Below are 18,162 nucleotides of genomic sequence, written 5' to 3'. Positions count from 1 at the left end.
ATGGTTGAGACGCGTGTTTGGACCGGCCACTGTTACAGGCGGCCTGATGAATAGACTTTTTCATGGCATTAGGCACTGGCTAAGTGGGGGACAAAGTAAGCCCGCCACTTCGTGGCGGGTAATACGCAGGCTCAGCGGGTAGCAGCGACGCCTATTGGCGCGTCGTAGTTATCGACGGCGTAGCCGTACACCGTGGCAGGACCAATGGTCACAGAGCTGGAGTGAGTCGCCTGCGGATCCAGTGCGATGGACAACTTCTCACCTGGCAGTACGTAGGCCCGTGGCAGGGCAGCCACCTTGCCGGAAGGCTTGAGCTCCAGCTCCTGCGCCATTCGCACCACATAGGCACTGTCATTGATGACCATCAGCTTGCCGTCCTTGATCTCCCACTTCAGCAACTTCCAGGGCTCACGATTACGCTCTAAACCCTTGGGATGGATGATCAGCGGCAAGTTCTGGCGCACGCTCACGCCGATCTTGGCGCTGCCTTCAGTGTTCGGCCGCTGGGCGATGCCTTCGAAGATCACACGCTTGAGGCGCTGGTTCTTCGACGGCTCCCCACCTTGACGCAGGAAGCGCACCAGCTGGGTTTCTCCGGCTTCCACGCGGGTGACTGGAGGGGTCAGCACCACCAGGGACTCGGTATCCTCGGGGATGTTTTCGATGGAGGAATACAGCAGCGCTGCGGTGCCATCGGTGTTCTTGATGTTGATGCTGGTTTCGCCTTCGGCCTCATACAAGATCACCACCGAAGTTTCAGGCTGCATGCCGGTTGCCATAACGACAGGCGCGGCCAGTGCGGCTACCGAACCCATCAACATACCTAGCAAGTTGTGTTTGAGTTGGACTGTCATGCCTACACCTCTTTGAAAAGTCGCCCACCTGTGAATCGGGGACGGTTTAGTAGGAAAGTTCAATGAGGTGAAGTATGAAAGACCATGATTCTTTAGGACATCGGACTAGGATTAAAAACGCTGCCTAATTTAGGCCGGCCATCCGAGAGAGCTTTTTATAAGTCGAACTGCACACACGCATTTTGGGCCTATTCCTATAGAAAAACCAATTCAGAAGGTCACGCACTGGTGTTGCTTATTGTAATACGTGCGTCAAGGGCCCGTTGTTTTACACTGCATTAATAAGATGATTTACGTTTGCGCAGTTCATATGAACCATGGACCTTTCTGCGTAACACATTGGAAACTTCTGATGTCGAGGCCCTTCGATTTATGTCAGTACTCATTATTCTTGAGCAAAAAATATAACAAGGACTCTTCATGTTGCGTGCACCTGGTTATCTACTTTCATTGTCGGCAAGTTTGGTCGTGTTTGCCTGTGACCAGAGGCCGGCACTCGCGGCCCCTTCACCTTTAGTTGCTGATTTAGTTTTTGATGGAGCCGTTGTCAATAGCACTGCTGACAACAGGCCGGGCATCGCGATTGCCGGGAGCAATCTCAGTGCATTGATTACGGACAGCACGGTCACGACTGCCGGGCAACTCAGCCATGGTACCTCCCTAACGGGTACCGGTACTGCGTTGGCTATCAGAGGATCCGCCTTCACAACGCTTGGCGACTTGGCTCATGGCGTCAACGTTGCGGGTTCAAACAACGCCGGCGAACTAAGTGACTCTACCGTCAGCACCCGTGGGGATAACGCGTTTGCCCTCAGCCTGCAGGGAAGTGCCGACGTTCAGGCCGACCGGGTCACCCTGGATACAACCGGGCAGTTTTCTTCGGCAATCAACGTGCTGGACGACAGCGTGATCACACTCAGCAATAGTGAATTGCAAACCTCAGGCCGCAGTGCGCACGGTCTTTACCTGCTGGGTGCAAACAGCGGTCAGCGGGCACAGGGCGTCGTCGAAAACACGACCATTCGAACCACGGGAGACAAGGCCATTGGCGTGAACGTCAACCGCAATGCCACCGCCACCCTCACGGGCACACACATCGTGACCACCGGGGCGAATGCCTTTGGCGTTTGGGTACCCGACCCGGACAGCCAGTTGGTCGCCACCGATTTGAGCGTCGAGACCCAAGGTAATGGTGCGATCGGTGTCTTTGCCCAACGCGGCAGCTATGCCAGTCTCGATGGCGGGCAGGTGCAGACCACGGGCCGTCTGGCCTACGCGTTGTATGCGGGCAATGCGTCAATAATCGATGGCCGCAACCTGTCGCTACAGGTGGGTGCCGGCAGTGTCGGTGCCTTCGCCTCCGACGGCTCGCAGATCAATCTGGACAATGTCCAACTCAGTAGCACTGAAACCACCCTGGGCCTGGCGGCTTATTCCGGCTCGACCATCACCGCCCGCAACTCCACCCTTCAACTGAACGGCGACGCCGCGCGGGCGCTGCAAGCCAACAACGGCGGTACGCTGCATCTGGATCACGTGGCCGTGACCGCAGACGGTCAAAATGGCATGGGCTTGCAGTCGTTAGCCACCGCCGGAGTGAGCAATACCTTCGCGATACATAACAGCTCGATCAGCGCCGCTAAGGGTCGCGCAATCAGCGTGCAAGGCGGCAGCGCAACCATCAATCTCAGTGACTCGCAAATCAGCGGGCAAACCCTGCTTGCGGTGGAAAAGCGCCAAATAGCCGATGGCTCGTGGGTCGATAGCCAGGACATACAAATCAGCGCCAGCCGGTCGCATCTGGTCGGGGCTATCGAGTCCGATGCGCTTAACGCCGAGCTTCAGTTGCGCGACTAGTCTAGCCTCCAGGGCGACATTCACGGTCTCAATAGCCTGACCCTGGAGCAAAGCCTATGGCAGATGACGGGCGACTCGCAACTCGGACGCCTGAGCCTGGACAACGGCCAGGTGAGTTTTGTCGGCCAGCCGTTCAGCACACTGACCGTTGATGGCGACCTCACGGGCAACGGCTCATTTCTGATGCGCACCGACCTGGCCGCCCTTCAGGGAGACCTGCTCAAGGTGGGTGGCCAGGTTGGGGGCGATCACACGTTGGTCGTGGAAGACTCAGGCAATGACCCCGTTATCGCCAATGGCGAACTGATGCTGGTCGATGGCAACGGCGGGGCCGGCCGCTTTGGCTTGTATGGTGGCCATGTGGACGCCGGGGCCTTTCGTTATACCCTCCAGCAACAGGGTGATGACTGGTTCCTAGTGAATACCGCAGGCGTGCCAGGCGCTGACAGTCCTGGCCCTGAGCATTTGTCGGCGGGCGCAAACGCCGCCATCGCGTCACAAACCGCTGCCGCGACGTTGTGGGCGGCACAAATGGACACACTGGTAAAACGCTTTGGGGAACTGCGCCTGGGCAAGGATGACGGTGGTGTCTGGACACGGGCCGTTGGCAGTCGTTTCAACATTGCCGAGCATTCCAGCCGAGCCTTCAGCCAGAACAACACTGGGGTTGAGATCGGTGCAGACAAGGCCATCGCACTGGCAACCGGGAAAGTTTACGTCGGTGGCATGCTCGGCACCGCCCAGTCCTCGCTGAACTTTGGCGACGGGGCCTCAGGCAAGATCGATAGCAAGATGGTGGGTGCCTACGCCACTTACCTCGACGACAACGGCGTGTACGTCAACGGTGTTCTCAAATACGCGCGCCTGGACAATGACCTGAAGCTGCCGACCAACCTGAGGCATATCGTCAAAGGCTCCTATGCCACCAACGGCTATGGCATGGACATCGAAGCGGGCAAGCATATCGCGCTCAAGGATGACTGGTTTGTTGAGCCGCAAGTTGAACTCAGCGCCACGCGTACCACGGCGGTGTCCTATGCGGCGACTAACGGGCTGCGGGTAGACATGGCGGCAATGGATTCACTACAGAGCCGCGTGGGCTCGCTGTTTGGCCGGAGTCTGGAGCTGAGCAATGGCATGAAGGCTCAGCCTTATGTCAAAGCGTCCTATATTTCGAAGCTCGCCGGCGACAGCCACGTGCGGGTCAATGGCAGCAAACTCAAATCCGAGTTGCCAGGGAATCGGGTTGAGCTTGGCTTCGGCGGAATTTTGCAAGTGAGCGAAAAGAGCAAGGTTTCATTCGATGCCGAATTTGCCAAAGGCAACGACATTGAACAGCCGTGGGGCGTAACGATCGGATATCGTTACCTCTGGTAGGCGCCTAACTTTTTTGCTATCTGTACGCAGCGCTCGAAGTCCAAGGTAGCGACTCGGGCCGAGAGCTGCGGATCACGAACTAGTCAGCCCCTAAATCCACAGTGCTCTCTGGCACCCATCAGGCAGCCCACCCTACTCATGCCCATATTTCGGAGGAGACATCTCGAATGAGTGAAGATCTGAGCGAGGAGGAAACGCGCTTGGCGCTTTTTGGTCCCGCAGATAACGCTATCCAGGCACCACCTGTGACAGCCAAATCGACGGCTGTTATGCCAAAACCTTCACCGATGTACCGGCCCAAAGCGAGGGCCCATTCACCCAGGCTGAGAGTGACACTGCACGTATCCAAAGAGTTCGAAGGTAATGTTGAAGTATTTAGCTACGATGCAAACACGTTAAGCACGCTTGTTGCCGAGCAAGAGGCCAAAAGTGCGGCCAAAAATAAAAAATTCAAATACTTCCATGTCATATCAGTTAATACCATCTAGAGTTTTGCTTTGGACGACGCCGCACTGTCTTTTGATTCGAATGCCATTAATGTGGTCCCTACTTGATTATCTCCATATCTGTTATCGGTACGTATGACTAAACTGGAAGTTAGGTAATGGGTAGGTATGTGTGACGTTCGGCGCCTTGATAGCGAAGCGCCGAACAACGGGTTCGTTCTGACCAATGTCACGACTTCGTCATCTCTGAATACACATAAGGAATGCCACTTCAACTGCGCAGAGACGGAACTTCTAATTACGATGCGATACGTATACCTGTCGCACCGTAGTGATGCTTTAGATCCTGATCAAGCGTCGCCACAAAACGGTCGGGGCGTACTCCGAGCAGCGTCGAAGTGAGACGCTGCACCGCTTCGACATTTTTTGCTCGCAGCGCCTGGTTTTTAAGCAACTGTACGGTCAAGAGCAGGTTGGTGGGTTCAAGAAAATCAACGAGCATTTTTTGTTGATTACCGATCTCCCGCTCAATAACTGAGACTGCACCATGAATCGCCCCGGATTCTTTAGACACCTTGCAAGCTCATTGCGTAACGCTTTTCAAACTCTACCGGTGACAGCTGATTGTTGAAACCATGGCGGCGTTTTACGTTGTAGAACATCTCGATGTAATCGAACACATCACTCCGAGCATCTTCCCGCGTGGTGTAGATTTTTCGCTTGATCCGTTCCCGTTTCAGAAGCTGGAAAAAGCTCTCGGCCACGGCATTGTCATGACAGTTGCCTCGGCGACTCATGCTGGCAACCAAATTGTTTGCCTTCAAAAAGCAGCGCCAATCGGAGCTGCTGTACTGGCTGCCCTGGTCGGAGTGAACCATCACCTCCTGTTTCGGTTTTCGCCTCCAAACCGCCATCAATAACGCATCAATTGCCAAATCACTGGTCATCTGCGACTTCATTGACCAGCCAACGACCTGACGGGAAAACAGATCCAGCACCACCGCCAAATACAGCCAGCCTTCATACGTGCGAATGTAGGTGATGTCGGTGACCCAAACTTTGTTGGGTTCTACGACATCGAACTGGCGCTTCAGCAAATTGGGTGAGGCGACCGCTGGCTTACCGCCGTACTTGCCAGGGCGGCGTCGATACCCTGTCTGAGAGCGCAGACCTTCAAGACGCATCAGCCTCGCCACACGATGGCGACCACAATCCTCACCGACCTCGCGCAGATCGTCATAAATTTTGCGATAGCCATAAACACCGCCGCTCTCCAGCCATGAATGCTTGATCAAACCCAGTAATCGTTGGTCGTCTTTAGCGCGTGCAGATTGCGGCTCAGACAACCAAGCGTAATAACCACTGGGATGGACTTTCAGCGTCAGGCAAAGCCGCCGAATGGAATAGTCGCCCGCTCGCTGCTTGATAAAGGCGTACTTCAACCGCACTCCTTGGCAAAGTACGCGGCGGCCTTTTTTAAGATGTCTCGCTCTTCGGTGACCCGCTTGAGTTCCGCTCGCAGACGCCGCAGTTCAGCGTGCTGATCATCGTCTTGCTGCCGTTCTGCCTGAGGTTTGCTGTAGCGCTTTATCCAGGCATAGAGGCTATGCGACGACACGCCAAGACGCGCCGCCACATCAGCGACAGGCAGCTTCTTTTCGGTCACTTGATTGACCGCTTGGATTTTGAATTCTTCGGGATAACGTGGGTTGCTCATGGCACCTCCTGATTGGCCTCAGTTTAAGGCATGGAGGTGTCTACGAAACCCGGGGCGATTCAGACGCATACTCTGATACACCGCCCTAACAACTCAATATTTCCTCTTGAGCGCTCCAGCACCAAGGTCGCTCCGATGTGATCAGTGTTCCACCCCACCAGAAGTGGCGCGGGGCTTTTCGTATTAGACTGTCTTCACCACGCAGCAAAGACCTTCCAAATGCGGAAAGTTTGAGTGTGCTACTCGTGTAGGCGTTGAAGCGTTGTGCGTGCTCATGAAGCGCTAGATCAAACGCTACATCTTCAATGCCCGTGATTGCAGGGTGGGGGCCCCTTCCAAGGGCGTTCAGAAGGCGTCCTAGTTCCCAATATCCGAAAACACTGTGGGTCATACCAGACATAACGTGACGCAGGGACGCCCTGTCTGACGCAACCAGCTCTAGTAGTCGCCGCTCTGAAGCTCTCAAGCCCGTGCCAGCAGCAGGTAACTCCGCTAACATTTTCCCCACAGTGCGGCGCAACCCGGGAATCGAATCGAGGTCCTGCGTCAATAAGGCACACCAAGCTTGTGGTGTCGGTTGTCGGAAGGCGTTCCAAGCGTTTATGGCTAGATCGATCTCGCGCTCGCTTGCTTGGAAGATGTAAGGTGAGAGGCTGCCATGCTCATAAGGTCGTGTCTCCCCGAGAGGATGCTTGATCTGAGCAATGAACAATTTGCTTGCTAGTGTCTTATGACTACTGAACCAATGGAGCAAATAAAGGAGCTGTAATTGCCCGTTCGAATCGGGATCCATCCATAGCTCTATGCGCGCATATTCAGCCAGGCTGGGAATGTGGGCCGCCCATTCTAATCTTCGCGCGCAGTCTTCCCGTTCCCAGGATTCAGGCTGGTCGCTTGTGTTCGGAGCTGCGTCCCATGAAGCAAAACGCTGATCGCGGAAAATGGCGGGATCGTTAGTGTTGAGCTCCACTGGCCCCCATACTAGTCTGTCGGTAATCATTTCAACTCGATCAGAGATCTGCGATGCTCGAACCGACCCGTAAGCTGAGTGCCCGCTGACTATGATCAACCTTTCATGCATATATTGCTCCTTGGGGAAACTCTGAAGAACTCTTCCAAATCTGGTGAAATACACGCCTGACACGAACAGGACGGTTTAGTCCCGATGAAACAGATGTCCTTCGCCGATGCCGAGTATGCAGGCAAACGTTAGCAGGTGAGCCTACAGAATTCGGAAAAAAACGTACGCTAGCCTAAATTACAGCATCGAGCACCGCCACAGCCGCATCCGCTTAGTGACCCCGGCGCAGCGTCATCGCGGCGAAGATCACCAGGTGCTGGCCAAGCGTCATACGCTGTACCAGCAAGCGCGTAATCAACACCCGCATCGCTGGTCGGGCGCGACACGAAACTGGCAACCCATCTGCACCGTCACGCTCAACCCAGAAAGGGAGCAACCGACACTGAAAATGGCGGCATAAAAGACACGGCTGACGCGACAACTACCTTGCAAAACGCCGTTACCCAGGTCGATAAGTTGTTGCATGGCGAAGAGACACATGTCTGTGGCGACGCGGACTATACCGGCGTGGAAAAGCGACCGGAACATGAGGGGCAGGAGATGATCTGGTCGATCTGCGCCAGACCCAGCAGTCGTCGAAAGTATGGGGAAAAAAGCGCCATTGGCCGCGCGTTGCGCAAGATTGAATACGCCAAATCGCAAACACGGGCCAAGGTTGAGCATCCCTTCAGGGTCATCAAACGCCAATTTGGTTACACCAAGGTGCTGTTTCGCGGACTGGTAAAAAACACCGTGCAGTTGGTGAAATTGTTTGCGCAATCGAACCTGTGGATGGTGCGAAAACGGTTGATGGGTATGGGTGAGGTGCGTCTGTAATGGGTGCTAATCGCCCTCAAACAGCGCGATCAGAGGAAATAACCATGAATTAAGGTCAGAAGGGGCTGTTTTTCGGTCAACTTCTGAGTTTTTGAGCCTTAGCCAACGAGAGCATCAAAAATCTGTGGGTACTTCAGACCTTCCTTAAGTGCACTTTCTGTTCCGTTGCTCCCCAAACCCCAACCTCAGCATTCCAAGCGTAAAGCGTGAGGGCCTGCCTTGTGTTCAGCATATTTATCGTGCGCGCATAGGTCACAAGGCTCTCCTTGGAAAGCACTTTTTCGACGGCTTGAGCGTCAGCAGCAGAAATTGGCACTCAACTCTCCTTGATGTTGCTATTCAACTATCTGTTGACTTGATCAAATATGATCAATAGGATTGACCTACTAGCTCTGGGAATCGTTGGTGGAAACCTCGCGACGGAGACATGCGAAAAAGAAGGCCCACCTAAAGGTGGGCCTTTTTCGTATCTGGTCAAATGATCCTCCGAACGATATCGCCCAAACGCACTGGATCACCAGCACATAGCTTTTTAACTGCTTCTAGGCTCTCGACACCCAGTATCTCGCTAATGTGTCGCAGATCGATACCTCGACGCTTGAGCTTGACCGCCAATGTCCGACGCCCTGATTGCGAACTGGCCCCCTCGATGCCCGCCATCGAGAACAGGCGGGTGTAGAGTCGGGTCAGTTGATTCGCGCTGTAGTACGTCTTCCCGTTGCGCACCTGGGCACAGATCTTCAAGCCTTCGCCTGTACGACCAGAGACGAACAATGGCGAGTCGGGATCGAGGCCACGAAAAGCCATCGCCCTGGTGGAAACCCCGTGACCGCGCACAAGCCGCTCTGAGAGGTGCGCGTCTATCGCATTAGTCAGCTTCTTGCTGGTCCAGCACAGTGGCCTTGAGCGATGGTTGTAAGCAATCTCTGCTCGCACCTGGGAATCGACCAGTACCGGGCCCGCCTCGGTAAGATAGTCGCTCACGCGCAGCCGACAAATTTCAGTCACAGTCATGCCGGTGCCAAAACAAGTCAGCAACAACGCGGCATCTCGGTTGCCGTTCTCAGAGCTGCTGATCCTGGCAACCTTCACCGCGTGTTCAAGCTGTTCATCTTCAATAACGATGGCTTTGGGCATTCATCACTCTAAGCGGCAAATAATCATCAATCCTAACATAGTAGAACAGCTAAAAGGCCGAGGATAGCCCCGGCCTTATGGTGTTTCTGCTGTTCACGGAAAATCCCATCCAGGTACACAACAAACTGTAAGACCGAAATACCGCTTACCCCTAAATCCTATTTCCTACTGCACCCATCGTCCCGATCCGGTTTCCTGTACTTGAATTCACTTCAGGTACGGTGCCATGACCGACATCCACACCCACCTTAGCCAAATGCGGCACTGGTTTTTTCCACTGCTACTGCTCCTGCCCACGGTTTCCCACGCAGAAACCTGGGTCATTACCAACCACGCACATCCGGTGTCGGCACCCTCCTGCACTCGCATCATTCTCCTGGATGATCAGCAACGTCTTGAAGAACAACTGTCACGCGAGCTGCCCGCTGATCCGCGCCAGGCAGAAGCAACGATTCAACGCTACCTAGCCAGCCCTGCAGGTAGGCACCTGCAAAACGATCTCGCTCTAGCCCAGCACGGGGTCACGGACGCCTGGAGCCTGGGTGTCGAAAAACTCCCGGCCGTGGTCGTTGACAGTCGCTACGTCGTCTACGGCGAGCCGGACGTCACTAAAGCCGTCACGCTGATTGATCGAGCACGGAGCCTGTCACGATGAGGCACTCACCCTTCCCGATCAGACCATTGTCGCTGGCTATCACTTTCAGTTTGTCCTTCAGCGCATCAGCCGCAATCAACTCGGCTGCGATCATTGCATCGACCCTTTCGCCAACGTGCCTGGAGTACAAGGTGGTCGGCATTTGCTATTGGCTGCTCTGTACGCCTTTCGGCTGCAAGGTCAAAACCTCGACCAAGGTTCGTCACTACGTACCAGACGCGGTGGTGTCTACCTACTCAAATACGGGGGCTAATCCGTGGATAGAGATGTCACCCCTTGGCACACCGAACGCGATGGCTCAGGCAGGCAACGACGGCACCACCAACCACGTTGCAGAGAACAACACCATTAAGTTCAAAGAAGCCGATGTCATTGGCCATCCCGGAGGTGCGACGTTGAGTCAGTTCGCAAGCGCCTCGGGCTACGTTTGCAAGGGTGCAACTTTACCGCTTGTGCCCTACTTCCTCAGTACCCTTGACCCTATTGCCTGGCGGTACGGTGTACCCGAGTCCGTATACCCAGAGGCACTCATTCCTGGGATGCGTGAAGTCGGCAGTCTGCTCACCGCAAATAGCTGGGGGAATATTTATCCACGCAGCGGTTTTCTAAACCAGACCGATGATTACAAGACCGGAGCAGTGATTGCGCAGCGTGCCGGCGACGTGGTGACCCGCCCAGGCCAGGTACATGTCTACTTGCCGATGCTCGCCCTTCCCTACCCTGGCTACTGGCCTGCAGGGCCGCTACGCGAAGGTGACGCCTCGACTGGCAAGTGGCAAGAGCTTACCCCAGTCCTCAACCCGACTTGCGCAACCTTTCCCACCATCGGCCCGAACATCGATGCGCAGGATGGTGGTTACGCCTGGGCGCTCTGGCGCCCGTATTCGTGCTGCCAGCGTCGTGGCCAGACCTTCCTCGGTAGTACGGACTTCCAATGAATTTCAGTTATCGGAGCACAACATGAAACTCACCACCTTGGCGATCGGACTGCTCTGCTGCTTCAGCAGTGCGTTAGCGCTTTCTGCTGATCCAATCAACGTCTCCTCTTCTGGAAGCGTCATTGGAGATGACGTGCTGTACAACATCGGCGGGGGGAACGCCGTGACAATGGGGAGCGCCGGCAACATGGACAGTATTTCCGTCGGCGGTGGCTGGAACAACAACCTGGTCTGCGGAAACATGAGCATGAGCAACACCCTGCAGAACCAGTTGAATGGTGCCACTTCTGGATTCCAAAACATCATGAGCTCGGTGGTGCAGAACGCCACCAGCGCCGTCGCCTCGCTGCCAGCCTTGATCCTCCAACGTGCAAACCCAGCGCTATACAACCTCATCACGAATGGCATCTTGCAGGCTCGATTGGACTTTGACCGGTCCAAGGGCACCTGCAGGGCCATTGGCGAAAAAATGGCGGATATCGCCGGCAATCAAATGGGCTGGGGCAAGCTCGCTGAAGGTCAAGCAATGAGCCAGGCGCTGACGTCCAACACGGATGCAGTGTCGGCTGTGGAGCAGGTCGAAAAGAAAGGTGGCAACGATGGCGTCACCTGGGTTGGGGGTGATCGAGCAGGAGGTTCCGGCCAGAAGCCAATCCGCATTGTCGGTGACGTCACCAAAGCGGGTTACAACCTACTGAACAAACGCGCGGCCGGCGACACCGGCTCGATCAGCAAAGAGAGCTGCAACAACGGCATGGTCTGCAATGTCTGGTCATCGCCCCAAGAGGCGACCTCATTCGCCAATCGCGTGCTGGGAGAACAGCAACAACAAACCTGTGACAGCTGCCCTAAAACGGTCACAGCAGCAGGTGTAGGCCTCACGCCGCTGATCCAGGAAACATATGACACAAAGCTTAAAGCGCTGCAGGAGCTGCTGACTGGGAGCAAAAGTTTATCGGTCGAAAACCTAGAGGCCGCAAGCAGCAACTCTCTGCCCATCACCCGTGGTGTTGTGGCGGCTCTCAAGGATGAGCGAGATCAAGACGTACTCGCTCGCAGACTTGCCTCCGAAGTCGCGCTGTCGGATGTACTGGAGAAAGCCTTGACCCTTCAACGCACCCTGATGGCAGGTAGCCGAGAACCAAACGTCGCGGCTAACGACCTGGCCGTTCAGGCAGTCGGCCAGCAGAGCTCGTCGCTGCAACAGGAAATCAGCAACCTGAAGATGGAGCTGGACATGCGTCAGCAGCTCGCGAAGAACTCACCACTAACCATCATTGAGCGTGGTAAAGCTCGGGCAGAAGACTCACGCGGCGTGTTTCCAGGAGATCCAGAAACGGATCGCCTGAATCAGTTGCAATCACCTACCAAGAGCAAATAGTGAGGTGTAGGCCATGACTGATATTCAAGATCCTGTCGCCGCCCCCAACCGCTCACTGACTCGACGAGTCGGACGGGGCATTCTAGTTGTTCTAGGCACTCTACTAGCCGCTACAGCACTCGTGGTGTTAGTCAACGCCGTCTTGATGAGCATGTTCGACAGTGCTGAGCAATGGCAAGCATGGCGTGTCGACAACTACTGGCCGCTCTTCAACTGGCGACTGATGCTTTATATCGCACTGACGGTTGCCTGGCTCAAGCTCAAGGCTCGTTTGCCGCAATCGAGGCGCAAAGGCCTGTTGAAGATCGAGGTCATGGTGGTTTTATTGTTTGCCATGGTTGAGATGAGCAAAGTGCTGTATCAGGCAGGAGGTGTCCAGTGACGCTCTACACCAATGACTATCTGGAGTACTACCTCACGCTGGTCGGCTGGATCATCAACAACGGCATCTGGGACATGATTTCAGATACCGGCCTGTTCGCCCTGCCCTTCTGCATAATCGTGATTCGAGAATGGCTCAAGGTCCGTGGTGAAGGGGCTGATGAGGGTAACAAAGGCGTGCTGTCACTGGCCCGAATCGAGACCAACATCTATGTTGGCTACGTCGTCGTCGCATTCTTCGCAGTCCCTGCCGTCAATGTGAGCTTCGATACCTTGGCGTTCGATCAAAGTAGAGCACAGCAATGCCAGTACAACTTACCCAAACCAGCTGACACGGGCTGGAACACGACATTTAGCTCTTTGGCTGGAAAGAGTGCGCAGATGCCCATGTGGTGGGCATTTATGCATGCATTGTCAAAAGGGTTGACCAGCGGAGCGGTCGCAGCCATCCCTTGCGGGACCGACCTGCGACAAATGCGAATGGACGTAAACAACACCAAGATCAATAACCCATTGCTGGCACAGGAAATCGGCGACTTTACTCATGACTGTTATGGACCTTCACGGGCCCGCCTCTTCATGCGTCAACCAGACATGGGCACGAAAGCCAATGATCCCCATTTCTTGCAGGATCTTAGTTGGATCGGCTCCCACTTCTTGCTGAACACTTCGGGCTACTACGACACGGACTACTCCAAGACACCCAGAACGTCCTGGCCATACAACGCTTCGCGTGATGTGGGATTGCCACAAGTGAGCGGAGGTGGAGGATATCCAACGTGTAAACAATGGTGGTCCGATAGCGGAGTAGGCTTACGAGATCGTATCAAAGATCAAGTCTCACCTGACCTCATGACAAAAATGCTTGGTTGGGCGAAGTGGCTGTCCCAGGACGAAGTGACCGACTCGCTTGTTCGGCAACTGGTCTCGCCGTCGAACCAGGTGAAAGGGGATGTTTATACAGACTACGGTGGGCAAATTAACGGGACGGTGTGGAATGGCGCAGCCCGTGTTACCGGCACCCTAGGGGTAGCACTGGGCTCATTGGCCTACTTCCCGGCCATGGACATGGTTCGTCAGGCACTACCAATGGTAATGGCGTTCTTGAAGATGGCGATGGTGATTTGCATACCGCTGGTACTGATAGTCGGCGCTTATCAGTTGAAAGTTGCCATGACTATGACTGTGGTGTTTTTTGCGCTGATCTTCGTAGACTTTTGGTTTCAACTAGCCAGGTGGGTCGATACCACAATCTTGGATGCCCTATATGGAGCGGGCTCACCGCACTTATCTTTTGATCCAGTGATGGGTTTGAACGCTACGGCTCAGGATGCGATCTTGAACTTCGTGATGGGGGCAATGTTTATTATTCTGCCCGTCTTCTGGGTAGGAGCGTTGGGGTGGGCAGGGGTTAGTGCAGGAAATGCCTTAGAAGGACTTACCAGCGGCACTAAAGATGTTAAACAAGCGGGATCGCAAGGCAGCAAAGAGCTGAGAAAAATAATCTGATGTTATGAGTAGCCTCTTTGGCAAGATGCTACTCATCATCATCCCCAAAAGTATGGCAGTTTCCATACATATCGTAATAACCCCAACCATCAGGTCCGTTTTGCCAACCAACGCCAAAAACCTCGTTAGAGGTCTCCTTACGACGCGAGGAAAAACTCACAACAACGACAGCGATAACGAAACCGGCCATCAAAACCGCCAGAAACGCATGAGCAAACCAGTGCCATGAATAGGCCGCAAATGTTATCAGTGCCAGACGCTTAACCCAGCGCCAGGTAGGATTACTACTGAACCAAACGGCGCGCACGATCACACCTAAGCCATAGCCCAAGCGGCTTGCAACTCCCGGAGTGGTGTGTGTGGTCATGATGCTCATCCTCGACTGCCTCATCACTAGAGGCGCTTTGACACTATTTATAGTCTTGATTTATCGCTGCTGCAAGCCATCTGACACAGAGCTACACAGGCTGCTCCTGTCATATACCCACCTTTCAGAGCAAAAATGGCCCAAAAGGTAAAGGGGTCTGTAAGAGCGAATGGAATGGTTCACAAGGGTAAAAGCCCTACCCGAAAGGGCCGCCGGCAGCGGGAAAAGCAAAAGGCTGCACGGCACGATTACGTTACTCCTGGAGAACATCCCATCGCCGCAAGAGCAAAAGGTGGCAAGTAGCCAAAGAAATACCTGCGACCACTAATGTTACTTTTACCTTGTTCGCTGCACCTCGGATAGGCGAAAAGCCCGCCCCATAAATCATTTATGGAGCAGGCGATGTTCTCTATTTTCCGTCGCAAGAAAGCGCTACCCGCCCAAGGCCCCTCTCCTGACGGTTTCATGCAGCCAGCCTCTAGCCAATCGCTGCTGGCATCGCCGCGCCGCCAGAAACTACTGGAAAACATCTGGCAGCGCGCCTCGTTATCCCGCACACAGTTTGCAGAACTCTATAAGCGTCCACTCGAGCGCTACGCTGAGTTGGTCCAGCAGCTCCCTGCATCGCAAAACCACCACCACGCACACCCTGGAGGCATGCTGGATCACGGGCTTGAGATCGTCGCTTACGCCCTGAAGATTCGACAGACCTACCTTCTCCCCATAGGCGCGCCACCGGAATCTCAATCCGCTCAGGCCGAAGCATGGACTGTCGCAGCAGCTTATGGGGCTCTGATACACGACCTCGGCAAGATTGCCGTCGACGTGCACATCGAACTGGAGGGAGGTAAAACCTGGCACCCGTGGCATGGCCCAATTAACCGTCCTTACCGCTTTCGCTACGTGAAAGGACGCAACTACCAGCTACATGGCGCCGCTGCCGCACTGATTTACGCCCAGATCCTCACCCCGGAAATTTTGGACTGGCTCAGTGACTTCCCTGAAGTGTGGTCGCAATTGATCTTCATCTTGGCCGGGCAGTACGAACACGCCGGCATTCTGGGCGAGATCGTAGTCAAGGCCGACCAGGCGTCCGTAGCCCAGGAGCTCGGCGGCAATCCTGCCCGCGCACTGTCCGCGCCAAAACAGTCCTTGCAACGTCAGCTGGCGGACAGCTTGCGTTACCTGGTCCGTGACACATTCAAACTGAATCAGCCAGATGGGCCGTCAGATGGGTGGCTGACACAAGAGGCTTTGTGGCTGGTCAGCAAGCCCATCGCCGATCAGTTACGCGCTTACTTGCTGACCCAAGGCGTTGAAGGTGTTCCCAGCTCGAACGCCCCATTCTTCAACATGCTGCAGGACCAGGGTGTTATTCAGACCAACGCCCAGGACAAGGCGATCTGGAAAGCCACGATCGACAATGGGCATGGCTGGCGAAATACCTTCACCCTGCTCAAGCTCTCCCCTGCGCTGATTTGGAATGCCCCAAACGACCGACCTCCAGCCTATACAGGCACTTTAGAAGTTGAAGCGGGTGATCCGGTAGAAAACTCTCCGCCGAAAAATAACATGACAACACCAGCGGGAGTATTGCCTTCGGACGTTGAATCTAGCGCGATCCCAACCGCTTTGGCACCACCAGAAGCCCCCCCTTTAGAAGTCTCGCAACCTCCTTCGAGCAACCCGGATGAATTTGACGAGCTACTGGCCCTGCTTGGTAATATCAATGAGCCACTAGAAAATAATAAAAACAACCAAGCATCAGCGGCACTCCCCCCCCTCCTTCAATTGGATGATACTCAGGCTTCACTCAGCGCGAATGAAGGGGATGCGACTCTCGCAATTGCTAAAGAAGTAGCTCCGATGCCTAGGAATAACACTGAGGTTGGTAGGGAATTTGTTGAATGGCTCAAAAATGGCATCGCATCCCGCAGCATCATCATAAATGACGCTAAAGCACAAGTTCATACGGTGGCGGGGACCGCGATGTTGGTAACGCCTGGAATATTCAAACGCTATGTTCTGGAGTTTCCTCACATTGAACAGCAGGCTAAAGCACAGCAGGTGAATGCTTGGCAGATGGTTCAGCGGAGTTTCGAGAAGCTGAAGCTTCATAAAAAAACTGCGAAACACCTTAATATTTGGACATGCGACGTTGTTGGACCTCGAAAAACTAAGCAGCTCAAGGGGTACTTACTTATAGACCCGCTCACGATTTTCTCCGAGGCTCCCTTTGACAACGTCAGCCTGTCTCTGAAATCGGAATTATTGGAATCACCGGAATGATCACGCCTTTGAAGTTAACAGAGGAGTATATATTTGCCCACGATCTTCGCGATGCTAGTGCGAAGATCTATCGTGCATCGACCAAAGCACTAATCAAGCATTTTCGAACAACCCCGATTGAGGAGATTGATCATCGTGCAGTACTAACATGGAGAAAGAAGATTCTTGAGAACGGATTATCCAAACGAAGCTGGAACACCTACTCGAATCATCTTCGTACTGTTTGGGGCTATGCCATAGAGCACGGCCTGACGACCCACACCACGATAAATCCATTCAGGAAAACCAGCGTAATTCCACCCAAGCGAGCCAGCAAGACAATCAATGGAGAAGCCATACAACGAGCACGTAACTGGCTCACATCTCTTGTTGGGCAAGAGCGCTGCACTCAAGAGCGTAGCCCAATAACACCTGCCTGGTTCTGGCTCGCAGTTTTCGAGATGTTTTATTACACCGGAATTCGTTTGAATGCCTTGCTATGCCTACGCTACAAGGATATTGACTGGGACAGTCAAATGATCCTAGTGCGCGGCGAAACAGAAAAAACCCACCGAGAGTTTTTTCTCCCCATCATGGAGGGGCTCGCGCCGCACCTTTGCAGAATACTAGGAGAAGCAGAGAAGATAGGTTTTTCACCTGACGATCAGCTATTTAACGTCAACCGATTCTCCCGGCACTATCAGGGCAAGGAAATGAACATCGACCAGGTCGAGTCGATGTACCGCAAGCTCACCGATAAAGTGCGGGTGCGGATGACTCCTCACCGCTTCAGGCACACATTAGCAACAGACTTGATGAAGCAGCCTGAGCGAAACATTCATCTCACGAAAAGCCTGCTGAATCATTCGAATCTAGCGACCACGATGAATTACATAGAGGCGGACTACGACCATATGCGTGCCGTTCTGCATGAGCGGAGTCTGGCTCAGGGCGCTCTAAGCCGAGTGAGACGGGTTGATCCAAGTGGCCCCCCCTCTGCCCCCTTACCCGCCAAGATAGGTGTGCATTCACAGGAAACCGCTCAACCAGAGCCCAAGAAGCTGCCAGCCCCACAACAAATTAGCAGCACAGAGGTCAGTATTGATCGGCCGACCAAGTCGACTGGCCGAAGCGCGCTACAGAGGGCTCTCGAGCTCGCATCTGCGCAACTGCATCGCGAGTCAAGGACATGCTCTGTGGACCCACCAGTAGATCAAGTAGAGCAGAGTCTACTATTGACGCTAATGGCGAGCGGGCTTGGTGTCGGCACATTCAGGAAACGCACCCAATCTGAGCGATCGATGGGAAGCACATCGTTCTCCCGGGCGTCTCCATAGAACGACACCTCGGTCAAACCGCACCGCAGTAGCGAGCTCTG

General features: G+C 54.3%; 15 protein-coding genes and 2 pseudogenes. 12 read left to right on the top strand and 5 right to left on the bottom strand.

Annotated elements, in window-relative coordinates; translation table 11 throughout:
• Positions 1-131: 131 nt before the first annotated feature.
• Complete coding sequence (locus CPH89_RS14475) at positions 132-854, bottom strand: fimbria/pilus chaperone family protein (RefSeq protein WP_084375875.1); 723 nt, start codon at positions 852-854, stop codon at positions 132-134.
• A 420-nt stretch (positions 855-1,274) separates the two neighbouring features.
• Between CPH89_RS14475 and CPH89_RS14470 the strand changes: the two genes are divergently transcribed.
• The 3 genes from CPH89_RS14470 to CPH89_RS14460 all read left to right on the top strand — a co-directional run bounded on the left by CPH89_RS14470 (position 1,275) and on the right by CPH89_RS14460 (position 4,576).
• Positions 1,275-2,711 (top strand): right-handed parallel beta-helix repeat-containing protein, encoded by a 1,437-nt coding sequence (locus CPH89_RS14470; protein ID WP_141125174.1) that lies wholly within the window; start codon positions 1,275-1,277, stop codon positions 2,709-2,711.
• A 63-nt stretch (positions 2,712-2,774) separates the two neighbouring features.
• Positions 2,775-4,088, top strand: a complete 1,314-nt coding sequence (locus CPH89_RS14465; protein WP_084375873.1) for an autotransporter outer membrane beta-barrel domain-containing protein — start codon at positions 2,775-2,777, stop codon at positions 4,086-4,088.
• A 167-nt stretch (positions 4,089-4,255) separates the two neighbouring features.
• Positions 4,256-4,576 (top strand): hypothetical protein, encoded by a 321-nt coding sequence (locus tag CPH89_RS14460; protein WP_084375872.1) that lies wholly within the window; start codon positions 4,256-4,258, stop codon positions 4,574-4,576.
• A gap of 256 nt (positions 4,577-4,832) precedes the next feature.
• On the opposite strand, the gene CPH89_RS14455 is transcribed toward CPH89_RS14460, so the two are convergent.
• On the bottom strand, positions 4,833-5,108 hold the full coding sequence (locus CPH89_RS14455; RefSeq protein ID WP_096236796.1) for a hypothetical protein: 276 nt from the start codon (positions 5,106-5,108) through the stop codon (positions 4,833-4,835).
• Positions 5,101-6,251, bottom strand: a protein-coding gene (locus tag CPH89_RS14450; protein WP_096236793.1) for an IS3 family transposase whose coding sequence is annotated in 2 segments (ribosomal slippage) — positions 5,101-6,017 and positions 6,017-6,251 — 1,152 coding nt in all. Because the reading frame shifts where the segments join, the coding sequence is not laid out codon by codon here. The genes CPH89_RS14455 and CPH89_RS14450 overlap by 8 nt, the downstream gene beginning before the upstream one ends.
• 1,259 nt (positions 6,252-7,510) lie before the next feature.
• Between CPH89_RS14450 and CPH89_RS14440 the strand changes: the two are divergent.
• Together CPH89_RS14440 and CPH89_RS14435 are read left to right on the top strand one after the other, a co-directional pair.
• Positions 7,511-7,732 (top strand): annotated as a pseudogene (locus tag CPH89_RS14440) (IS3 family transposase); the annotation flags it as partial.
• Positions 7,717-8,148: pseudogene (locus tag CPH89_RS14435) on the top strand (transposase); the annotation flags it as partial. The pseudogenes CPH89_RS14440 and CPH89_RS14435, both read left to right, overlap by 16 nt.
• Before the next feature lie 474 nt (positions 8,149-8,622).
• On the opposite strand, the gene CPH89_RS14425 reads toward CPH89_RS14435, so the two are convergent.
• Entirely contained in the window at positions 8,623-9,285 is a 663-nt protein-coding gene (locus CPH89_RS14425) for a tyrosine-type recombinase/integrase (protein ID WP_053254311.1), read from the bottom strand.
• Positions 9,286-9,511: 226 nt separating this feature from the next.
• On the opposite strand from CPH89_RS14425, the gene CPH89_RS14420 reads away from it, so the two are divergent.
• From CPH89_RS14420 to CPH89_RS14400, 5 genes are read left to right on the top strand one after another with little or no spacing between them, the layout of a single operon-like run.
• Entirely contained in the window at positions 9,512-9,940 is a 429-nt protein-coding gene (locus tag CPH89_RS14420) for a TIGR03757 family integrating conjugative element protein (RefSeq protein ID WP_081006325.1), read from the top strand.
• Complete coding sequence (locus CPH89_RS14415; RefSeq protein WP_053254310.1) at positions 9,937-10,878, top strand: TIGR03756 family integrating conjugative element protein; 942 nt, start codon at positions 9,937-9,939, stop codon at positions 10,876-10,878. Before CPH89_RS14420 ends, CPH89_RS14415 begins: the two co-directional genes overlap by 4 nt.
• A gap of 22 nt (positions 10,879-10,900) precedes the next feature.
• The gene (locus tag CPH89_RS14410) at positions 10,901-12,259 is read left to right on the top strand and encodes an integrating conjugative element protein (RefSeq protein ID WP_053254309.1); all 1,359 of its coding nucleotides are present in this window, start codon (positions 10,901-10,903) and stop codon (positions 12,257-12,259) included.
• A gap of 13 nt (positions 12,260-12,272) precedes the next feature.
• Positions 12,273-12,641: a hypothetical protein gene (locus CPH89_RS14405; protein WP_053254308.1), complete on the top strand. Its 369-nt coding sequence runs from the start codon at positions 12,273-12,275 to the stop codon at positions 12,639-12,641.
• The gene (locus CPH89_RS14400; RefSeq protein WP_053254307.1) at positions 12,638-14,149 is read left to right on the top strand and encodes a conjugal transfer protein TraG N-terminal domain-containing protein; all 1,512 of its coding nucleotides are present in this window, start codon (positions 12,638-12,640) and stop codon (positions 14,147-14,149) included. The genes CPH89_RS14405 and CPH89_RS14400 overlap by 4 nt, the downstream gene beginning before the upstream one ends.
• Before the next feature lie 28 nt (positions 14,150-14,177).
• Here the strand turns inward: CPH89_RS14400 and CPH89_RS30130 are convergent, their stop codons facing one another.
• On the bottom strand, positions 14,178-14,516 hold the full coding sequence (locus tag CPH89_RS30130; RefSeq protein WP_141125169.1) for a hypothetical protein: 339 nt from the start codon (positions 14,514-14,516) through the stop codon (positions 14,178-14,180).
• 402 nt (positions 14,517-14,918) lie between these two features.
• Between CPH89_RS30130 and mobH the strand changes: the two genes are divergently transcribed.
• Complete coding sequence (gene mobH, locus CPH89_RS14395) at positions 14,919-16,805, top strand: MobH family relaxase (protein ID WP_096236790.1); 1,887 nt, start codon at positions 14,919-14,921, stop codon at positions 16,803-16,805.
• Positions 16,805-18,121 (top strand): site-specific integrase, encoded by a 1,317-nt coding sequence (locus tag CPH89_RS14390; RefSeq protein ID WP_232005463.1) that lies wholly within the window; start codon positions 16,805-16,807, stop codon positions 18,119-18,121. The genes mobH and CPH89_RS14390 overlap by 1 nt, the downstream gene beginning before the upstream one ends.
• The last annotated feature ends 41 nt before the right edge of the window (positions 18,122-18,162 follow it).

Source organism: Pseudomonas fluorescens, assembly GCF_900215245.1.
GTDB lineage: Bacteria > Pseudomonadota > Gammaproteobacteria > Pseudomonadales > Pseudomonadaceae > Aquipseudomonas > Aquipseudomonas fluorescens.
Note: the sequence above shows the minus strand (reverse complement) of the source record. Positions and strands in the feature narration are given on the sequence as shown.

Bases quoted from the DNA above. Each gene is read 5' to 3' on its own strand.
- CPH89_RS14415 (WP_053254310.1), top strand. From the start codon at position 9,937: ATGAGGCACTCACCCTTCCCGATCAGACCATTGTCGCTGGCTATCACT.
- CPH89_RS14470 (WP_141125174.1), top strand. From the start codon at position 1,275: ATGTTGCGTGCACCTGGTTATCTACTTTCATTGTCGGCAAGTTTGGTC.
- CPH89_RS14465 (WP_084375873.1), top strand. From the start codon at position 2,775: ATGACGGGCGACTCGCAACTCGGACGCCTGAGCCTGGACAACGGCCAG.
- CPH89_RS14405 (WP_053254308.1), top strand. From the start codon at position 12,273: ATGACTGATATTCAAGATCCTGTCGCCGCCCCCAACCGCTCACTGACT.
- CPH89_RS14460 (WP_084375872.1), top strand. From the start codon at position 4,256: ATGAGTGAAGATCTGAGCGAGGAGGAAACGCGCTTGGCGCTTTTTGGT.
- CPH89_RS14420 (WP_081006325.1), top strand. From the start codon at position 9,512: ATGACCGACATCCACACCCACCTTAGCCAAATGCGGCACTGGTTTTTT.
- CPH89_RS14475 (WP_084375875.1), bottom strand. From the start codon at position 854: ATGACAGTCCAACTCAAACACAACTTGCTAGGTATGTTGATGGGTTCG.
- mobH (WP_096236790.1), top strand. From the start codon at position 14,919: ATGTTCTCTATTTTCCGTCGCAAGAAAGCGCTACCCGCCCAAGGCCCC.
- CPH89_RS30130 (WP_141125169.1), bottom strand. From the start codon at position 14,516: ATGACCACACACACCACTCCGGGAGTTGCAAGCCGCTTGGGCTATGGC.
- CPH89_RS14425 (WP_053254311.1), bottom strand. From the start codon at position 9,285: ATGCCCAAAGCCATCGTTATTGAAGATGAACAGCTTGAACACGCGGTG.
- CPH89_RS14410 (WP_053254309.1), top strand. From the start codon at position 10,901: ATGAAACTCACCACCTTGGCGATCGGACTGCTCTGCTGCTTCAGCAGT.